Below are 15391 nucleotides of genomic sequence, written 5' to 3'. Positions count from 1 at the left end.
GCCCCAAGCCACGCCCAGCGCGGCAGGCCGGCCGCCGGCGACCGCAGCGCCACCCAGACCGGCGGCCCGGTCCGGACGGCTGCGCGCGCCGGCGCGGACCGCTCGCCCCTGAACGGAAGATCGAAGCTGAAGACCGGCACGGCGAGCGCCAGGGCGGCCGCCAAGGCCAGGCCGCCGAAGACGGCCAGCGCCGCCTCCGGATCACCGCCGCGGACCGCGCCCGCGGCCATGGCGGCGGCCGGCACCAGGGCGACGGCCGCGACGCGCACGGCCGACCAGGCGGTCCGCAGCCGGGGGCTCGCCAGCACCGGCCCGAACGGCCCGTCGGCCAGGCGCACGACGGCGCGCCGCTGGGCCATGACGCTGAAGACGCTCAAGGCCGCGCCCGCCGCCGACGCGAGGCCGGCGTGCCCGGCCAGCTGCTCGCGGCCGAGGCGCTCCAGGCCGACGAACAGGGCCGCCGCGCCGCCGCCGGCGATCAGCAGCACGACCGCCGCCGACCAGGCGTCGCCCTTCAGCCTCCGCGCGAACTCGCGCAGGCGCAGCAGGTCGAACTCGATCAGGGACGTGAGCGGGGCGGACACGCAGCCGAGCTTAAAGCGGATTCGCGCCTCGGCACGGCGTCCAACCTCCTGGCCGATTTAGGCTTCGCTTTCGCCACAATTGCTCAGCTAGAATTCGCCCATAGGTCTGCCTTAGGGGGCGTCGGCGTGCTATGCGTGTGTCTGGCCGTGCTCGCCCTCGGCGAGCCGGCGGGTGAAGCGTCGGCTGCGGCGCACACGCCGGTCCAGGCCGACGCGGGGCCGGATGTGGAAACCGTCACCGTGACGGCCGAACGGCCGCCGGTGGTCCACCTCATCGATCGCGAAATCTATTCGGTGAAGGACAATCCGCAGGCGCAGGCCGGATCGGCCGTGGACGCGCTGAAGTCGGTCCCGTCCGTGAGCGTTTCGGCGCAGGGGCGGGTGACGCTGCTGGGCAGCCCGGGGGTCACCGTCCTGATCGACGGAAAGCGGCCGCAGAACCAGGACGTGGTCTTGCGGGCCCTGCCGGGCGCCGACATCGACCGCATCGAGGTGATGACCAACCCGTCGGCGCAGTTCCGGCCGGACGGCGGGGGCGGGATCATCAACATCGTCACGCGCTCGCGACGGCCGTCCGGGGGCTCGGGAGCCGTGCTGGTCAGCGCCGACAGCCAGGGCGGCCGGCAGCTGACCCTGTCGCCCAACCTGACGCGCGGGCGCTGGACCTTCGGGGCCACCCTCGGCGACGGCCATAACGAACGCTCGAGCGCTGGCGGCCGGGATCTCACGACGTTCGACAGCGGCGGCGGGACAGTCATGCAAACGTCCGAGCGACGGGACGAGAGCCAGCGCTCCGACGACCGCTCGGCGTCCGTGAAGGTCGGCTTCAAACCCGCCGACGACCGCACCCTGACCCTGACGGCGAGCGGTAACGACAGCCAAAGTGTGAACCGTCAGGACATCTCGCGCGTGGTTCTTGTCGGCCCGTCCGGGAGCGCGGCGGAAACGGCCGACACGCGCAGTCTGGTCCGCATGGGCTCGCTCGGCCTCGACTACCAGTGGAGCAAGCCCGACGAGAGTTCGAGCCTGACGGTCTCCGCGTTGGCGAGCACCATGGACTGGGATCTCGACCGTCGGTTCCGGGCCGAAGGCGGCGCGGATTACCGCACCGACTCCCGCTGGCGCGTCGACGAAGTGCTCGTGAAGCTGGACTACCGGCGTCCAGCCGGCGCGGCGGTTCTGTCGCTGGGCGGCGAGCTGAACCGCGAGGACACCCGCATCGCCGAGGCGCTCGAGGCCGGGACGGGCGGGGCGCCGTTGCCCGATTACGCGTGGTCGCTCGACGGGCGGCGGGACATCGCCGCCGGCTACGGCACGCTGCAGTTCGACCGCGCCGGCTGGACGGTGTTGCCCGGTTTGCGCGTGGAGGGGGAGGCGCGTGAGGTGCGCTCGGCCGGCGCGTCGGCCGACCGTACGTTCGTCAGCCTGTATCCCAGCCTGCACCTCAGCCGCGCGCTCACCGAGCGGACGAAGCTGCGGCTGAGCTATTCGCGCCGGGTGGACCGGCCGGACATCACGGAGCTGAACCCGGCCGTCCGCCTGTTCGACTCGAACACAGCTTTTGTCGGCAATCCCGACCTGCGGTCCGCCAGCCGCGACGCCTTCGAGGTGCGGCTGCAGCACGCCACGGACGAGCTCGACTGGACCGTGACGCTCTATGATCGCGAGAGCCATGACGTCTGGGACAGCTACACGGAGCTGACCCCGGAGAACGTGAAGCTGTCGATGCCGATCAACGCCGGCGACGCGTCCAGTCGGGGGGCGGAAGTGTCCCTCCGCAAGAATTTCAACGAGCGGTGGCGGGTGAACCTCACAGCAAATCTGGCCTGGCGGGGGATCCAGGTGCTGGAGGCGGGCCGGTTCCGCTCCGCGGCGGACACGACCTATTCGCTGAACGGCCAGCTGGAGCGGCGCGGTCCGGCACGCGCCGACGGCGCGGACGGCGACCAGTTGCAGCTGCAGGTGCGCTACTTCGGCCCGCAGCAGTCCCTCCAGCGCGAGACGTCGGGCTTCGTGTACGCGGACCTGACCTGGCGGCGCTCGATCACGAAGAAGGCGGCGCTAACCCTCACTGCGAGCGACCTGCTGGACGGTACGGACTTCCGGTCCAAGGTCGCGGGCGAGGGCTTCAGCGAAGTCGAGACATCCCGCGGCGCCGGCCGGCAGGTGAAGGCGTCGCTGTCGTATCGATGGGGCGGATGAGCCTCGGCGTTGAGGCCGATCCGCCCGGTCAGGTCAGCGCCGGGCGGCGATGATCGCGAGCGCCTTCTGCAGCACCTCGTCCTTCGGCGGCTGGCAGGGCTTATCCCGAACAGGCGCTGCGCGTGTACCGCTGGCGGCCCGAGCTCGGCGTCGAGATCGCCCGCAGCTACGCCGGCCTGGGCCGCGCGGCGGAGGCGGCGGCGTGGTACCGCCGCGTGCTCGAGGACACGCCGCAGTATCCGGCGGCGTTGGACGGGCTTGGGGCGGCGAAGCGCGGCTGACCGCGGGCGTCGCTAAGTCCCCGGCGCGCCGTGCTGGAAGCTCTCGACCAGCGAGCCGCACACCAGGCGCCAGCCGTCGACCAGCACGAAGAAGATCAGCTTGAAGGGCAGCGAGACGACCACCGGCGGCAGCATCATCATGCCCATGCTCATCAGCACGCTGGACACCACCAGGTCGATGACCAGGAACGGCACGAACAGCAAAAAGCCGATCTCGAAGGCGCGCTTCAGCTCGGAGATCATGAAGGCCGGGGTGACCACGCGCAGCGGCAGGTCCTGAAGCGTCTGCGGGCGCTCGATCTTCGACAGGCGCACGAACAGGTTCAGGTCCTCGCGGTCGACCTGGCCTAGCATGAAGGTCTTCACCGGGGCGGAGGCCGCGTCGAAGGCCTGGGGCAGCTCCATCTGCTTGTCCATCAGCGGGCGGATGCCGTCCTGGTAGGCCTCCTCCCAGGTCGGGGTCATGACCACCGCCGAGAGGAAAAGGGCCAGCGACACCAGGACCGCGTTCGGCGGGCTCTGCTGCAGGCCCAGCGCCGTGCGCAGCAGCGACAACACCACCGTGATCCGCACGAACGAGGTGGTCATGATCACGATGGACGGGGCCAGCGACAGCACCGTCATCAGGCCGACCAGCTGGACCACCCGCTCGGTCAGGCCCGCGCCGGTGCCGAGGTCGACGTTGATCGCCTGGGCGGCGGACACCGCCGGGAACACCAGGGTCGCGGCCGTGGTGAGCGCCGACAGCAGCAGGGCGCGCCGGGTGTCCTCGTTGAGGAAGCGCTTCTTCATTATTGCACCGCCTTCGGGGCCGGCTTGGCGGGGCGACGGCGCGGCTCGACCAGCTCGCGGCCCTCGCCCAGCAGGATCAGGCGCTCTTCTTCGTCGACGCGGACCAGCAGGAGGCGCCGGGTGGGGTCCAGCACCAGGCTCTCGACCACCTTCAGCCGGCGCTCGCCCGGGCGGACGGCCTGCAGGCGCGCCATCAGGTCGGGGGCGTACTTGCGCACCGCCCAGGCCGCCAGGCCGATCAGGCCCAGCGTCACCGCAAGGGCCAGGATCGCCCGCAGGAAGTCGAGAAAGTCCATACGCCCCGCCCAGACCGCGTGAATCGGCTTAAGCCGACCATAGGGCGAAAGTTACCGCGCAGGGTTAACGCGACCTTTCTGAAAGGACTCGTTAACCCGCGGCTCGGCATTTTCTTCCCGGTGTAGAGTTAACGCTCTGGGGATTCGGATGCGCCTGGACGACATTCCGCTGTTCTCGATGCTGAAGGGGCGGCTCGGCTATCTGAACGAGCGCCAGCGGCTGGTGTCTGAGAACGTCGCCAACGCCGACACGCCCGGTTACGTGCCGCGCGACCTGAAGGCCTACAGCTTCTCCGCGGCGCTGGCGAAAGAGACCGGCGGCGCGTCGCTGGCCGGGGCTGGCGAGGGCGGCCTGGCCCTGACCCAGGCGGGGCACATGACCACCGAGTCCAGACCGATGCGGAACAGCCCGGTGCTGTCGCGCGACTCCGAGACCACGCTCGACGGCAACGCGGTCGTGCTCGAGGAGCAGATGGTGAAGATGGCCGAGAGCCGCATGGCCTACGACGCGGCGATCGGCTTCTACCAGAAGTCCATGAACATGCTGCGCATGGCCGCCCGCGCGCCGGGCCGTTGAGTTTTCGGGGGATTGAGCCGTGCCTGACGCCGTGAAGCCAGCCCACAACTCGACCATGGCCGTGGCCGCCAGCGCGCTCAAGGCGCAGCAGGCGCGCATGCGGGTGATCGCCGAGAACATCGCCAACGCCGACTCGACCGCCAAGACGCCGGGCGGCGATCCCTATCGCCGGCAGGTGCCGGTCTTCCAGACCGCCCGCATCGACGGGGCCAACGGGGTGAAGCTGGCCGAGGTCCGCCCGGACCAGAAGGACTTCGACCTCGAATACGACCCGTCGAACCCGGCCGCCGACGCCAAGGGCTATGTGAAGAAGCCGAACGTCGACGGGCTGATCGAGGCCTTCGACCTGCGCGAGGCGCAGCGGGCCTACGAGGCCAATCTGAACGTGATCGAGACCGCGCGCGCCATGGAGGCGCGCACCCTCGACCTGCTGAAGAAGTGAGGGCCTAAGCCGTGGTGTCCCCGCTCATCGCCGCCAAGGCCTATGCGGCCGCGCAAGGCTCCTCGTCGCCGACCGGCGGCGCGCAGAAGGCCGGCGCGACCGGCTTCGCCGAAATCCTGCAGAACACCCTGGGCCAGACCACCCAGGCGACGCGCCAGGCCGAACACATGATGGCCTCGCAGGTGGCGGGAAAGGCCGAGCTGGTCGACGTGGTCACCGCGGTGGCCAGCGCCGAGGCCTCGCTGGAGACGGTGATCGCCGTGCGCGACCAGGTCATCCAGGCCTATCAAGAGATCATGCGGATGCCGATCTGATCGGGGGCTGCGAAATCCTCGTCCTTCGACAAGCTCAGGATGAGGATTTCCACTGCGCTCTCAGTAGCCCTCCCTGTCCGAGGGCGGGCGTCAGCGCTCCAGCCGCTCGCGCACCGCGCCGACCAGTTCGTCCGGGGTGAACGGCTTGAGCACGAAGGCGCCGTCGGACACCGAGTTCGCCGCGTCGGAGCCGGTCGCAGCCCCGGTCACGTAGATCACCGGCAGGTCCGCGTTCTGACGCCGCGCGAACCGCGCCACGTCGAAGCCGGTGGTGCCTTCGCGCAGGTTGATGTCGGCGATCAGGGCCGAATAGCCGTGCGGATCGCGCTCCAGGGCCGCGTAGGCCTCGGCGTCGCTGTAGACGCAATCGACGGAATATCCGCTTTCGGCAAGGGCGTCCTCGATCAGGGCGCAGACGTCGGGTTCGTCTTCGACCACCAGGACGCGGAAGGCCGCGGTCCTGGGGACCCGGCTGGTCTGTCCGCTACGCTGCAACTCAAACGACCTTTCGACGCTTCACGACACGCAACTGCCGACGGACCATCCCGCCGAAGCCGCCTCCTCAGGAGCTTCGGGTCAGGCGCAAGAATTCTTCTCGCGTTCTGGGATCGTCGCGAACGACTCCGAGCAAATGGCTGGTGGTCAAAGAAGTTCCCGGCGCGTTGACGCCGCGTAGCGTCATACAGCTGTGCTCAGCCTCGACCACCACGCCTACGCCCTGCGGCTTCAGCACCTCCTGAATGGTGCGAGCGATGTCCGCGGTCATCTTCTCCTGAATCTGCAGCCGGCGCGCGAACCCCCGCACCACCCGGGCCAGCTTGGAGATGCCGACCACCCTGTCGGTGGGCAGGTAGGCCACGTGGGCGCGGCCGACCACCGGCAGCATGTGGTGCTCGCAGAAGCTGACGAAGCGGATGTCGCGCAGCACCACCAGCTCGTCGTAGCCCCCGACCTCCTCGAAGGTGCGCTCCAGGTATTCGCGCGGATCGACCTCGTAGCCGGCGAACAGTTCGCGATAGCTGCGCGCGACGCGGGCGGGGGTGTCGGTCAGGCCCTCGCGGTCGGGATCGTCGCCGGCCCAGCGGATCAGCGTGCGCACCGCCGCCTCGACCTCCTCGAAGTGCGGGCGGTCGGCGTCATGCGCGGGCTCGCCGCGGCGGGGCAGGGGCGTGCCGGCCTGGCGGGCCACGGCGGCGGGGTCGAAGGTGCGGTCGAGGTCGTCGCTCGTCATGGCGATTGAACGAACGAACCGGCGTTCCTTTTCCCGAAAGGCGTCGGTTAACAGCCCCGCAGGAAGAAGGAGGTCCGTTAACGCTTCGCCACCCTTCGTTAACCATCGGGGCGGCAGATTCTGCCCAGCGGGGGCGCGTGGAGCCGATTCCCGCCAGTCGAGGGGTTAACGGGATGACCGGGGCGGAAGTGTTGGACGTCGGTCGCGACGCCATCTGGTTGACCATCCAGCTGTGCGCGCCGGTGCTGATCGTGGGCCTGGTGGTCGGCGTCGCCATCGGCCTGATCCAGGCCCTGACCCAGATCCAGGAAGCGACCCTGATCTACGCGCCGAAGATCCTGGCGGTGTTCGTGACGCTGCTGCTGTTCCTGCCGCTGATGGGCGCGCTGCTCAGCGGCTTCATGCGCGACATCGCCGCCCGCATCGCCGGAATGTGAGGACGTAGGTGGAATCCTACGCCGCCGCCGACGAGGTCTGGGCCGCGGGGCTGGTGTTCGTCCGCGTGGCGGCGATCGTCATGCTGTTGCCGGGGCTGGGCGAAGCGATGGTGCCGCCGCGCGTGCGCCTGTCCTTCGCCCTGCTGCTGACGCTCGCCCTGACCCCGATCGTGTCGACCAGCCTGCCGGCCCTGCCGGGCACCGTCGGCGGCATGGGCGGCTGGGTGCTGCGCGAGACCCTGATCGGCCTGATGATCGGGGGGCTGCTGCGCATCCTGATGATGTCCCTGGCGGTGGCCGGCGAACTGGTCTCGCTGCAGACCGGCCTGTCCTTCGCCCAGACCGCCAACCCGCTGCAGGCGCAGCCGGGCACCACCGTCGCCTCGTTCCTGGCCCTGCTGGGCGTGACGCTGATCTTCGCCACCAACACCCACCACCTGTTCATCGGCGCCGTGGCCGACAGCTACAAGCTGTTCGCCCCGGTGAAGGGTTTGCCGACGGCTGACGCGGCCACCCTGGCCGCCCGCACGGTGTCGCAGGCGTTCGCGCTGGGCGTGCAACTGGCCGCGCCGGTGATCGTGTTCTCGCTGCTGTTCAACCTGGCCACCGGCCTGGTCGGGCGGGTGATGCCGCAGTTCCAGATCTTCTTCGCGGCCACGCCGCTCGGCGTGCTGCTGGGCCTGTCGGTCTTCGCGCTGAGCCTGGGCGTGATCGGCATGGTGTGGATCGAGGCCTATCGCGAATTCACCGACGTCTTCCTGAGGGGATAGGGCCGTGGCCGAAGAGCACGATCCGTCCTCCAAGACGGAAGAAGCGTCTCCACGCAAACTAGAAGAGGCCCGAAAGAAGGGCGACGTCGCCAAGTCGCCCGACGTCGCCAGTTGGCTCTCGCTGGCCGCGGTGTGCGGCGTGCTGGCGGTCAGCGGCGGCGCCTTCGCCGGCAAGATGGCCGAGGCCTTCCTGCCGTTCGTGGCCGCCCCGCACCAGCTCGTGCCGGCGCTGGAGAGCGGCGCGGGCGGCGACCTGGTGCGCCAGGCCCTGTGGGGCGCGGCGCCTCTGCTGGGCGCCGTGCTGGCCGCGGCCGCGATCGGCGGGGCCGGCGGCAACCTGATCCAGCACGGCTTCCTGTTCACGCCGGACAAGCTGAAGCCGGACCTGAACAAGGTCTCGCCGATGGCCGGCTTCAAGCGGATCTTCGGGGCCGATGGCCTGGTCAACTTCCTGAAGACGGTGCTGAAGCTGGCCGCGGTCTGCTGGGTGTGCTGGCTGGTGATGAAGCCGCACGCCGGCGAGCTGCAGAACATGGCGGCCATGAGCCCGCTGGCGCTCCTGCCGTTCGCCCGCGAGCTGATGCTGGCGCTGGGCGGGGCGGTGCTGGCCCTGCTGGGCTTCGTGGCCGGCGGGGACTTCCTGTGGCAGCGCATCCGCTTCCTGCAGCGCATGCGCATGAGCCGCGAGGAGACCAAGGAAGAATACAAGCAGACCGAAGGCGACCCGCACGTCAAAGCCAAGCTCAAGCAGCTGCGCGCCGAGAAGGCCCGCAAGCGCATGATGGCCAACGTGCCCAAGGCCACGGTGGTGATCACCAACCCGACCCACTACGCCGTGGCCCTGCGCTACGTGAACGGCGAGGACGCCGCGCCGGTGTGTCTGGCCAAGGGCGTCGACGCCATCGCCCTGAAGATCCGCGAGATCGCCGGCGAGCACGAAATCCCGATCGTGGAAGACCCGCCGCTGGCGCGCGCGCTGTACGCCACGGTCGACGTCGACGGGATCATCCCGCGTGAACACTTCGAGGCGGTCGCCAAGGTGATCGGCTTCGTCATGAACAAGGGCCGTGGCGCCGCGCGGTCGCAGCGCGCCACGCCCAGGTAGGAGCTATGATCGTGTCCGATTCGCAGGGCCTTACGGGGGCAGGGCCGATGACGCGCGCCGAACGCACCGGCTTCAAACTCGACCCGTGGTTCGCGGCGGTCGTGGTCTTCTTCCTGCTCGCCGTCGCCGGCGCGGCCTATCCGGCCCTGCGCAGCGATCCCAGCGCGCCGGGCCTTTTGCTGCTGGTCGGCCTGGCCGGCGTGGCGCTGATGGCCGTGTTCGCCTTCGGGGCCGCCGACGGCAAGGCCAAGCCCGAGGCCGGGCCAGAAGCCCTGGTCGAAGCTCTGGAAGAACCCGCCGCCCTGGTCACCCCCGACGGCCGCGTGCTGGCCGCCAACGCCGCCTGGCGCGAGACCGGCGCCGACGCCAGCCGCCTGCCGCGCGGCACCGCCGCGCCCGCCCTGTTCGTCGCCCTGTCGGAAGCCCGCGCCGGCCGCGTGGGGCGCGCCGACCTGAAGCTGGGCGAGCAGGAGTTCGAGACCGTGGTCTCGACGCTCGGCTCCAACCGCTTCCTGGTGCGCGCCGCCGCCGACGGCCTGGTCTCGGAACACCGCCGCCTGGCCGCGCCCGAGCCGGTCGTCGCCCTGAGCGCGCCGCCGGCCGCGCCTGCCGTGACGGGACCTGACCTGTATTCCGCCGCCGCTCCGTTCGGGGCCGCGGTGATCGACGCCGCCGACCCGCTGGCCGCCGCCATCACCGAGGCCAACCCGGCCCTGGTCCGCCTGACGGACGGCCGCGCCAAGCCGGGCGCGCGCTTCGCCGAGCTGTTCGACCCGGCCTCCCTGGCCGAGGCGGGCAAGAAGCTGGCGGCCGGCGCCTTCCCAGTCGAGGTCGAGCTGGCCGGGACCAAGCGCGCCGCGCACCTGTACGTCGCCGCCGACGCCGACCGCCGTCTCGTCTACGTCTTCGACGTCACCGATCAGAAGCAGCTGGAGCTGCAACTGGCCCAGTCGCAGAAGATGCAGGCCATCGGCCAGCTGGCCGGGGGCGTGGCCCACGACTTCAACAACCTGCTGACCGCCATCCAGCTGCGCCTGGACGAACTGCTGCAGCGCCACCCGGTCGGCGATCCCTCCTATGAGGGCCTGAACGAGATCCGCCAGACCGCCACCCGCGCCGCCGACCTGGTGCGCAAGCTGCTGGCCTTCTCGCGCAAGCAGACCGTCAAGCGCGAGACGCTGGAGCTGGGCGAGCTGATCAGCGAGTTCGAGGTCCTGCTGCGCCGCCTGCTGCGCGAGGACGTGAAACTCGAGACGTCGTACGGCCGCGACCTGCCGCTGGTGCACGCCGACAAGAGCCAGCTCGAGACCGCGGTCATGAACCTGGCGGTCAACGCGCGCGACGCCATGAAGGGCATGGGCGGGGGCGTGGTGCGCATCAAGACCGCGCGCCTCACCCCGGCCGAGGCCCGCGCCCAGGGCTGGCCGGAGGCCCCGGCCGGCGACTGCGCCTTCATTGAGGTCAGCGACACGGGCCCCGGCATTCCGCCCGACCTGGTGACCAAGATCTTCGAGCCGTTCTTCACCACCAAGGCGATCGGCGAGGGCACGGGCATGGGCCTGGCCACCGTCTACGGCATCGTCGAGCAGGCCGACGGCCACATCTCGGTCGCCAGCCCGCCGGGGCAGGGCGCGCACTTCCGCATCTTCCTGCCGGCCTACACCCCGCCGGCCGACGCCGCCCCGGTGGTCAAGCCGGACGCCAAGGCCAAGCCGGCCGCGCGCGACCTGTCCGGCGCCGGGCGCATCCTGTTCGTCGAGGACGAGGACGCCGTGCGCGGCGTCGCCGCCCGCCTGCTGCGCGCGCGCGGCTACGAGGTGATCGAAGCGGCCGACGGCGAGGAGGCTCTGATCCTGGCCGAGGAGAACGCCGGCCAGATCGACATGCTGATCTCCGACGTGATCATGCCCGGCATGGACGGCCCGACCCTGCTGAAAAAGGCGCGCGGCTATCTGGGCGCGGCCCCGGTGATGTTCATCTCCGGCTACGCAGAGGCCGAGTTCTCCGACCTGCTGGAGGGCGAGACCGGCGTGTCCTTCCTGCCCAAGCCGATCGACATCAAGACCTTGGCCGAGCGCGTGAAGCAGGAGCTGCGGACGGCGTGAGGGCCCGAAATCCTCGTCCTTCGACACGCTCAGGATGAGGATTTCTACTCCGGTCGCAGGAGGCCTCATCCTGAGCCTGTCGAAGGACGAGGGCGGCCACGCCGAGCTGCGCCATTACCAAAGCTTAACGCTCGCGGACCGCCGGTCTTATTGCCCGGGTTGGAACGCTGCCGTACCCCTGACAGTCCAAACGAAAAGACGCCTTCAGGGGAACGTCCACATGCTCGACCGTCGTCGACTTCTGCTTTCCGCCGCCGCCGTCGGCGCGACGAGCTTCGCCGCGGGCGGCGCGCTCGCCCGCGCCGCCGCGCCGACCGGGTCCGACCCGGCCACCGCCGCCAAGCTCAACGCCTTCTTCGACAAGGTCTTCCAGGAATCCCTGAAGTTCTCGCCGGAGGGCATGACCAGCCTGGGCCTGGACCGCACGCCCGACGGCGCCTGGGCCAAGTCCAAGCTGGACGACCGCTCCACCAAGGAGATCGAGCGGCAGATCGCGGTAAACCGCGGCTACGCGACGGAGCTGAAGGCCATCGACCGCAAGAAGCTGGCCGGCATGGACGCGGTCAACTACGACACCGTCGACTTCGCCGGCCGGGTCGGCCTGCACGGCATGGAGACCTTCACCTACGGCGCGCGGACCTATCCGCAGGCCTACGTGGTCAACCAGCTGAGCTCGGCCTACCTGACCATCCCGGACTTCCTGGACAGCCAGCACCAGATCTCCGACAAGGTCGACGCCGACGCTTACCTGTCGCGCCTGGCGGCCTTCGCCACCGCGCTGGACCAGGAGACCGACCGGGCCCGCGCCGACGCCGGCGCCGGGGCCGCGCCGCCGGACTTCATCATCGACAAGACCCTGCTGCAGCTGCGCGGCATGCGCGCCACGCCGGCCGCCGACACCACCATGGTCAAGTCGGTCGCCCGCCGCGCCAAGGAAGCCGGCGTGACCGGCGACTACGGCGCCGACGCCCAGAAGATCGTCGAGACCCAGGTCTATCCGGCGCTGGACCGCCAGATCGCGGCCATGGAGGCCATGCGCCCGAAAGCGACGCACGACGCCGGCGTGTGGCGCCTGCCGAACGGCGACGCCTATTACGACTGGGGCCTGGAGTCCTACACGACCACCAAGATGACCGGCGCCGAGATCCACAAGATGGGTCTGGAGCAGGTGGCCGAGATCTCCGGTCGCATCGACGCGCTGATGAAGGCCCAGGGCATGACCCAGGGCACCGTCGGCCAGCGTCTGAGCGCCATGTCCAAGGACCCGCGCTTCCTCTACCCGAACACTGACGCCGGCAAGGCCGAGCTGATCGCCGACCTGAACCGTCACATCCAGGTGGTCAGCGCCAAGCTGCCGGCCTGGTTCGGGGCCCTGCCGAAGGCGGGCGTCGAGGTGCGGCGGGTGCCGGCGGCCATCGAGGCCGGGGCGCCGGGCGGCTACTACCAGGGCCCGACGCTCGACGGTTCGCGTCCGGGCGCCTACTACATCAACCTGCGCGACACGGCCGAGTGGCCGAAGTGGTCGCTGCCGACCCTGACCCACCACGAGGCGATCCCGGGCCACCACCTGCAGATCACGCTCGCGCTGGAAGCCCAGGGCATTCCGATGCTGCGCAAGGTGATGGGCTTCAGCGCCTATTCGGAAGGCTGGGCGCTGTACGCCGAGCAGCTGGCCGAAGAGATGGGCATGTACGACAACGACCCGTACGGCCGCATCGGCTTCCAGCAGAGCTACCTGTTCCGGGCCGTGCGCCTCGTGGTCGACTCCGGCCTGCACTACAAGCGCTGGACCCGCGAGCAGGCGATCAAATACATGACCGAGCACCTGGGCGAGCCCGAGAGCGCCCACGTCACCGAGGTCGAGCGCTACTGCGTGTGGCCGGGCCAGGCGTCCAGCTACAAGGTCGGCCAGACCAAGTGGATGCAGCTGCGCGAGAACGCCAAGAAGACGCTCGGTCCGAAGTTCGACATCAAGAGCTTCCACGACGCGGGCCTGCTGTCGGGCGGCATGCCGATGGCGGTGCTGGAGCGGGTGATCCAGGACTGGACCGCCTCGAAGGCCTGATCGCCGCCGATCGCGTTCGAATGATCACGCCGCCGACGGCCCGCGCCGTCGGCGGCGTTTTCATTTGCGGCGGTTGTTGGCGGCGAAACATTTGCAGCCGCTCGTCTTGCCGAGCTTGAGGCGAGCGCCTACGCCTTGGCGGTAACGCCGAGATACGCCGAGGAAACTCCCGATGCTGGATCGCCGCCGCCTCTTGCTCTCCGCCGCCGCGACCGGCGTGGCCGGACTGGTCTCCGGATGCGCGACCACGTCTGCGGCGCCGAAGCCGGCCGCCAGGCCTTCGCCGTCGGCCGCGGCCGAAGAGGCCAAGCTGAATGACCTGTTCGACCGGATCTTCCAGGAGCAGCTGAAGGAATCGCCGACCACGATGACGAGCCTCGGGCTCGACACCGGCGAGGGGGCCTGGGCGCGCAGCAAGCTCGACGACCAGTCGGCCGCGACCATCGAGAAGAACCTGCAGATCGGCCGAGCCTTCTACGGCGAGCTGAAGGCCATCGACCGCCAGGTCCTGTCGGGCATGGCGGCGGTCAACTACGACACGCTCGACTTTTCCAGCCGGGTGTCGCTGGAGGGCGCCGATCGCTTCCACTACGGCGCGCCGGGCTATCCGGCGCCTTACGTGCTCAGCCAGCTGAGCGGGGCCTACCAGGGCATTCCCGACTTCCTGGACAGCCAGCACCCGGTCGAGACCCGCGAGGACGCCGAGGCTTACCTGTCGCGCCTGGCGCAGTTCGCCACGACGCTCGACCAGGAGACCGAGCGGGCCCGCGCCGACGCCGCGCGTGGGGTGATCCCGCCGGACTTCGTCATCGACCGCACGCTCGAGCAGATGAAGACCCTGCGCGGCACGCCGGCGGACAAGACCACCCTGGTCGCCTCGCTGGCGCGGCGCACGGCCGAAAAGCAGATCGCCGGCGACTGGGCCGGGCGGGCCAGGCCCCTGGTCGAGGGGCCCGTCATGGCCGCGCTGGACCGGCAGATCGCCCTGCTGCAGAGCTGGCGGCCGAACGCCGTGCACGACGCCGGCGTGTGGCGTCTGCCGGACGGCGAGGCCTACTACCGCTTCGGCGTGAAGCTGCAGACCACCACCGACATGGCCCCCGACGAGATCCACGCCCTGGGCCTGCAGTTGGTCGGCGAGATCTCCGGCAAGATGGACGCCATCTTCCGCGCCCAGGGCATGACCCAGGGCACGGTCGGCCAGCGGCTGAACGCCCTCTACAAGGATCCGAAGTTCATCTACCCGAACACCGAGGCCGGCAAGGCGCAGCTGCTCAGCGACCTGAACGGCCTGGTGAAGGTCGTCTCCGCCAAGCTGCCCGACTACTTCGGGACCCTGCCCAAGGCCGGGCTGGAAATCCGGCGTGTGCCGGCGGCCATCGAGGCCGGGGCGCCGGGCGGCTCCTACCAGCCGGGCACGCTCGACGGTTCGCGCCCGGGCGCCTACTACATCAACCTGCGTGACACCGCCGAGGTGCCGCGCTGGACCCTGCCGACCCTGACCTACCATGAGGGGGTTCCGGGCCACCACCTGCAGGGGACGCTGGCCCTGGAGGCGCAGGGCATCCCCATGCTGCGCAAGACCATGTGGTTCGCCGGCTACGGCGAGGGCTGGGCGCTGTACGCCGAGCAACTGGCCGACGAAATGGGCATGTACGAGAACGACCCGTTCGGCCGCATCGGCTACCTGCACGACGCCCTGTTCCGGGCCGTGCGTCTGGTGGTGGACAGCGGCATGCACGCCAAGCGCTGGAGCCGCGAGCAGGCGGTCCGCTACAACGTCGACACCCTGGGCGATCCGGAGGCGTCGGCGATCACCGAGATCGAGCGCTACTGCGTGTGGCCGGGCCAGGCGTGCAGCTACATGGTCGGCAAGATGACCTGGCTGCGCCTGCGCGAGGCCGCCAAGGCCAAGCTGGGGCCGAAGTTCGACATCCGTGGCTTCCATGACGCCGGCCTGCTGGCCGGGGCCATGCCGCTGGAAGTGCTGGAGCGCGTGATCGGCGACTGGGCCGCGTCGCGGGCCTGATCCGGGAGCGGCCGCCGGCGGGCGATGCGCCGGCGGCCGCGTCCGATTGTTTGTGCGGCAACGTTAGCCGCTTGCCCAGCTTCGGCGTCTCCCTTACCCCTTTGCGTCGACGAGCTCCGCAGGGAGCCGCACGGCCCCGCGAGGGCCCGCATCATCGGGGA

16 protein-coding genes are annotated in these 15391 nt (G+C 70.1%); 11 read left to right on the top strand and 5 right to left on the bottom strand.

Translation table 11 applies throughout. From position 1 onward, the window contains the following. On the bottom strand, window positions 1-584 hold a 584-nt coding region (locus H8B08_RS11525; protein WP_222934426.1), incomplete at its 3' end, for a hypothetical protein. 126 nt (window positions 585-710) lie between these two features. Between H8B08_RS11525 and H8B08_RS11520 the strand changes: the two genes are divergently transcribed. Together H8B08_RS11520 and H8B08_RS11515 are read left to right on the top strand one after the other, a co-directional pair. Next, entirely contained in the window at window positions 711-2786 is a 2076-nt protein-coding gene (locus H8B08_RS11520; protein ID WP_187450337.1) for an outer membrane beta-barrel family protein, read from the top strand. A 122-nt stretch (window positions 2787-2908) separates the two neighbouring features. Then, window positions 2909-3067: a hypothetical protein gene (locus tag H8B08_RS11515; protein ID WP_187450336.1), complete on the top strand. Its 159-nt coding sequence runs from the start codon at window positions 2909-2911 to the stop codon at window positions 3065-3067. A gap of 12 nt (window positions 3068-3079) precedes the next feature. Here H8B08_RS11515 and fliP read toward each other — a convergent pair whose 3' ends face one another. Then, complete coding sequence (gene fliP, locus H8B08_RS11510; protein WP_187450335.1) at window positions 3080-3859, bottom strand: flagellar type III secretion system pore protein FliP; 780 nt, start codon at window positions 3857-3859, stop codon at window positions 3080-3082. Then, complete coding sequence (locus H8B08_RS11505; protein WP_187450334.1) at window positions 3859-4155, bottom strand: flagellar biosynthetic protein FliO; 297 nt, start codon at window positions 4153-4155, stop codon at window positions 3859-3861. Before H8B08_RS11505 ends, fliP begins: the two co-directional genes overlap by 1 nt. Window positions 4156-4303: 148 nt before the next feature. On the opposite strand from H8B08_RS11505, the gene flgB reads away from it, so the two are divergent. From flgB to fliE, 3 genes are read left to right on the top strand one after another with little or no spacing between them, the layout of a single operon-like run. Further along, entirely contained in the window at window positions 4304-4732 is a 429-nt protein-coding gene (flgB, locus tag H8B08_RS11500) for a flagellar basal body rod protein FlgB (RefSeq protein WP_187450333.1), read from the top strand. A gap of 55 nt (window positions 4733-4787) precedes the next feature. Then, the gene (gene flgC / locus H8B08_RS11495; protein WP_187450349.1) at window positions 4788-5174 is read left to right on the top strand and encodes a flagellar basal body rod protein FlgC; all 387 of its coding nucleotides are present in this window, start codon (window positions 4788-4790) and stop codon (window positions 5172-5174) included. An 11-nt stretch (window positions 5175-5185) separates the two neighbouring features. Further along, on the top strand, window positions 5186-5488 hold the full coding sequence (gene fliE, locus H8B08_RS11490) for a flagellar hook-basal body complex protein FliE (RefSeq protein ID WP_163263007.1): 303 nt from the start codon (window positions 5186-5188) through the stop codon (window positions 5486-5488). A 90-nt stretch (window positions 5489-5578) separates the two neighbouring features. On the opposite strand, the gene H8B08_RS11485 is transcribed toward fliE, so the two are convergent. Together H8B08_RS11485 and folE are read right to left on the bottom strand one after the other, a co-directional pair. Further along, window positions 5579-5983, bottom strand: a complete 405-nt coding sequence (locus tag H8B08_RS11485) for a response regulator (protein ID WP_187450332.1) — start codon at window positions 5981-5983, stop codon at window positions 5579-5581. A gap of 67 nt (window positions 5984-6050) precedes the next feature. Then, a complete protein-coding gene (gene folE, locus H8B08_RS11480; RefSeq protein WP_187450331.1) occupies window positions 6051-6719 on the bottom strand; it encodes a GTP cyclohydrolase I FolE in 669 nt (222 codons plus the stop codon). 173 nt (window positions 6720-6892) lie between these two features. Between folE and fliQ the strand changes: the two genes are divergently transcribed. The 6 genes from fliQ (at window position 6893) to H8B08_RS11450 (ending at window position 15230) form a co-directional block, all read left to right on the top strand. Further along, window positions 6893-7156, top strand: coding sequence for a flagellar biosynthesis protein FliQ (gene fliQ, locus H8B08_RS11475; RefSeq protein ID WP_187450330.1), 264 nt, complete (start codon window positions 6893-6895; stop codon window positions 7154-7156). An 8-nt stretch (window positions 7157-7164) separates the two neighbouring features. Continuing rightward, window positions 7165-7926: a flagellar biosynthetic protein FliR gene (gene fliR, locus H8B08_RS11470; protein WP_187450329.1), complete on the top strand. Its 762-nt coding sequence runs from the start codon at window positions 7165-7167 to the stop codon at window positions 7924-7926. Between the two features lie 4 nt (window positions 7927-7930). Then, complete coding sequence (flhB, locus tag H8B08_RS11465; RefSeq protein WP_187450328.1) at window positions 7931-9031, top strand: flagellar biosynthesis protein FlhB; 1101 nt, start codon at window positions 7931-7933, stop codon at window positions 9029-9031. Window positions 9032-9078: 47 nt separating this feature from the next. Further along, on the top strand, window positions 9079-11136 hold the full coding sequence (gene cckA, locus H8B08_RS11460) for a cell cycle histidine kinase CckA (protein ID WP_187450327.1): 2058 nt from the start codon (window positions 9079-9081) through the stop codon (window positions 11134-11136). Between the two features lie 220 nt (window positions 11137-11356). Beyond that, entirely contained in the window at window positions 11357-13201 is a 1845-nt protein-coding gene (locus H8B08_RS11455; RefSeq protein ID WP_187450326.1) for a DUF885 family protein, read from the top strand. Between the two features lie 172 nt (window positions 13202-13373). Beyond that, window positions 13374-15230: a DUF885 family protein gene (locus H8B08_RS11450; RefSeq protein ID WP_187450325.1), complete on the top strand. Its 1857-nt coding sequence runs from the start codon at window positions 13374-13376 to the stop codon at window positions 15228-15230. Window positions 15231-15391 lie beyond the last annotated feature (161 nt).

The sequence above is a fragment of the Caulobacter sp. 17J80-11 genome, assembly GCF_014349105.1.
GTDB lineage: Bacteria > Pseudomonadota > Alphaproteobacteria > Caulobacterales > Caulobacteraceae > 17J80-11.
This window is presented reverse-complemented; position numbering and strand designations above follow the sequence as displayed.

Coding starts and splice junctions, on each gene's coding strand:
- H8B08_RS11455 (WP_187450326.1), top strand. CDS start 11,357: ATGCTCGACCGTCGTCGACTTCTGCTTTCCGCCGCCGCCGTCGGCGCG.
- folE (WP_187450331.1), bottom strand. CDS start 6,719: ATGACGAGCGACGACCTCGACCGCACCTTCGACCCCGCCGCCGTGGCC.
- flgB (WP_187450333.1), top strand. CDS start 4,304: ATGCGCCTGGACGACATTCCGCTGTTCTCGATGCTGAAGGGGCGGCTC.
- H8B08_RS11505 (WP_187450334.1), bottom strand. CDS start 4,155: ATGGACTTTCTCGACTTCCTGCGGGCGATCCTGGCCCTTGCGGTGACG.
- fliP (WP_187450335.1), bottom strand. CDS start 3,859: ATGAAGAAGCGCTTCCTCAACGAGGACACCCGGCGCGCCCTGCTGCTG.
- H8B08_RS11450 (WP_187450325.1), top strand. CDS start 13,374: ATGCTGGATCGCCGCCGCCTCTTGCTCTCCGCCGCCGCGACCGGCGTG.
- flgC (WP_187450349.1), top strand. CDS start 4,788: ATGGCCGTGGCCGCCAGCGCGCTCAAGGCGCAGCAGGCGCGCATGCGG.
- fliQ (WP_187450330.1), top strand. CDS start 6,893: ATGACCGGGGCGGAAGTGTTGGACGTCGGTCGCGACGCCATCTGGTTG.
- cckA (WP_187450327.1), top strand. CDS start 9,079: ATGACGCGCGCCGAACGCACCGGCTTCAAACTCGACCCGTGGTTCGCG.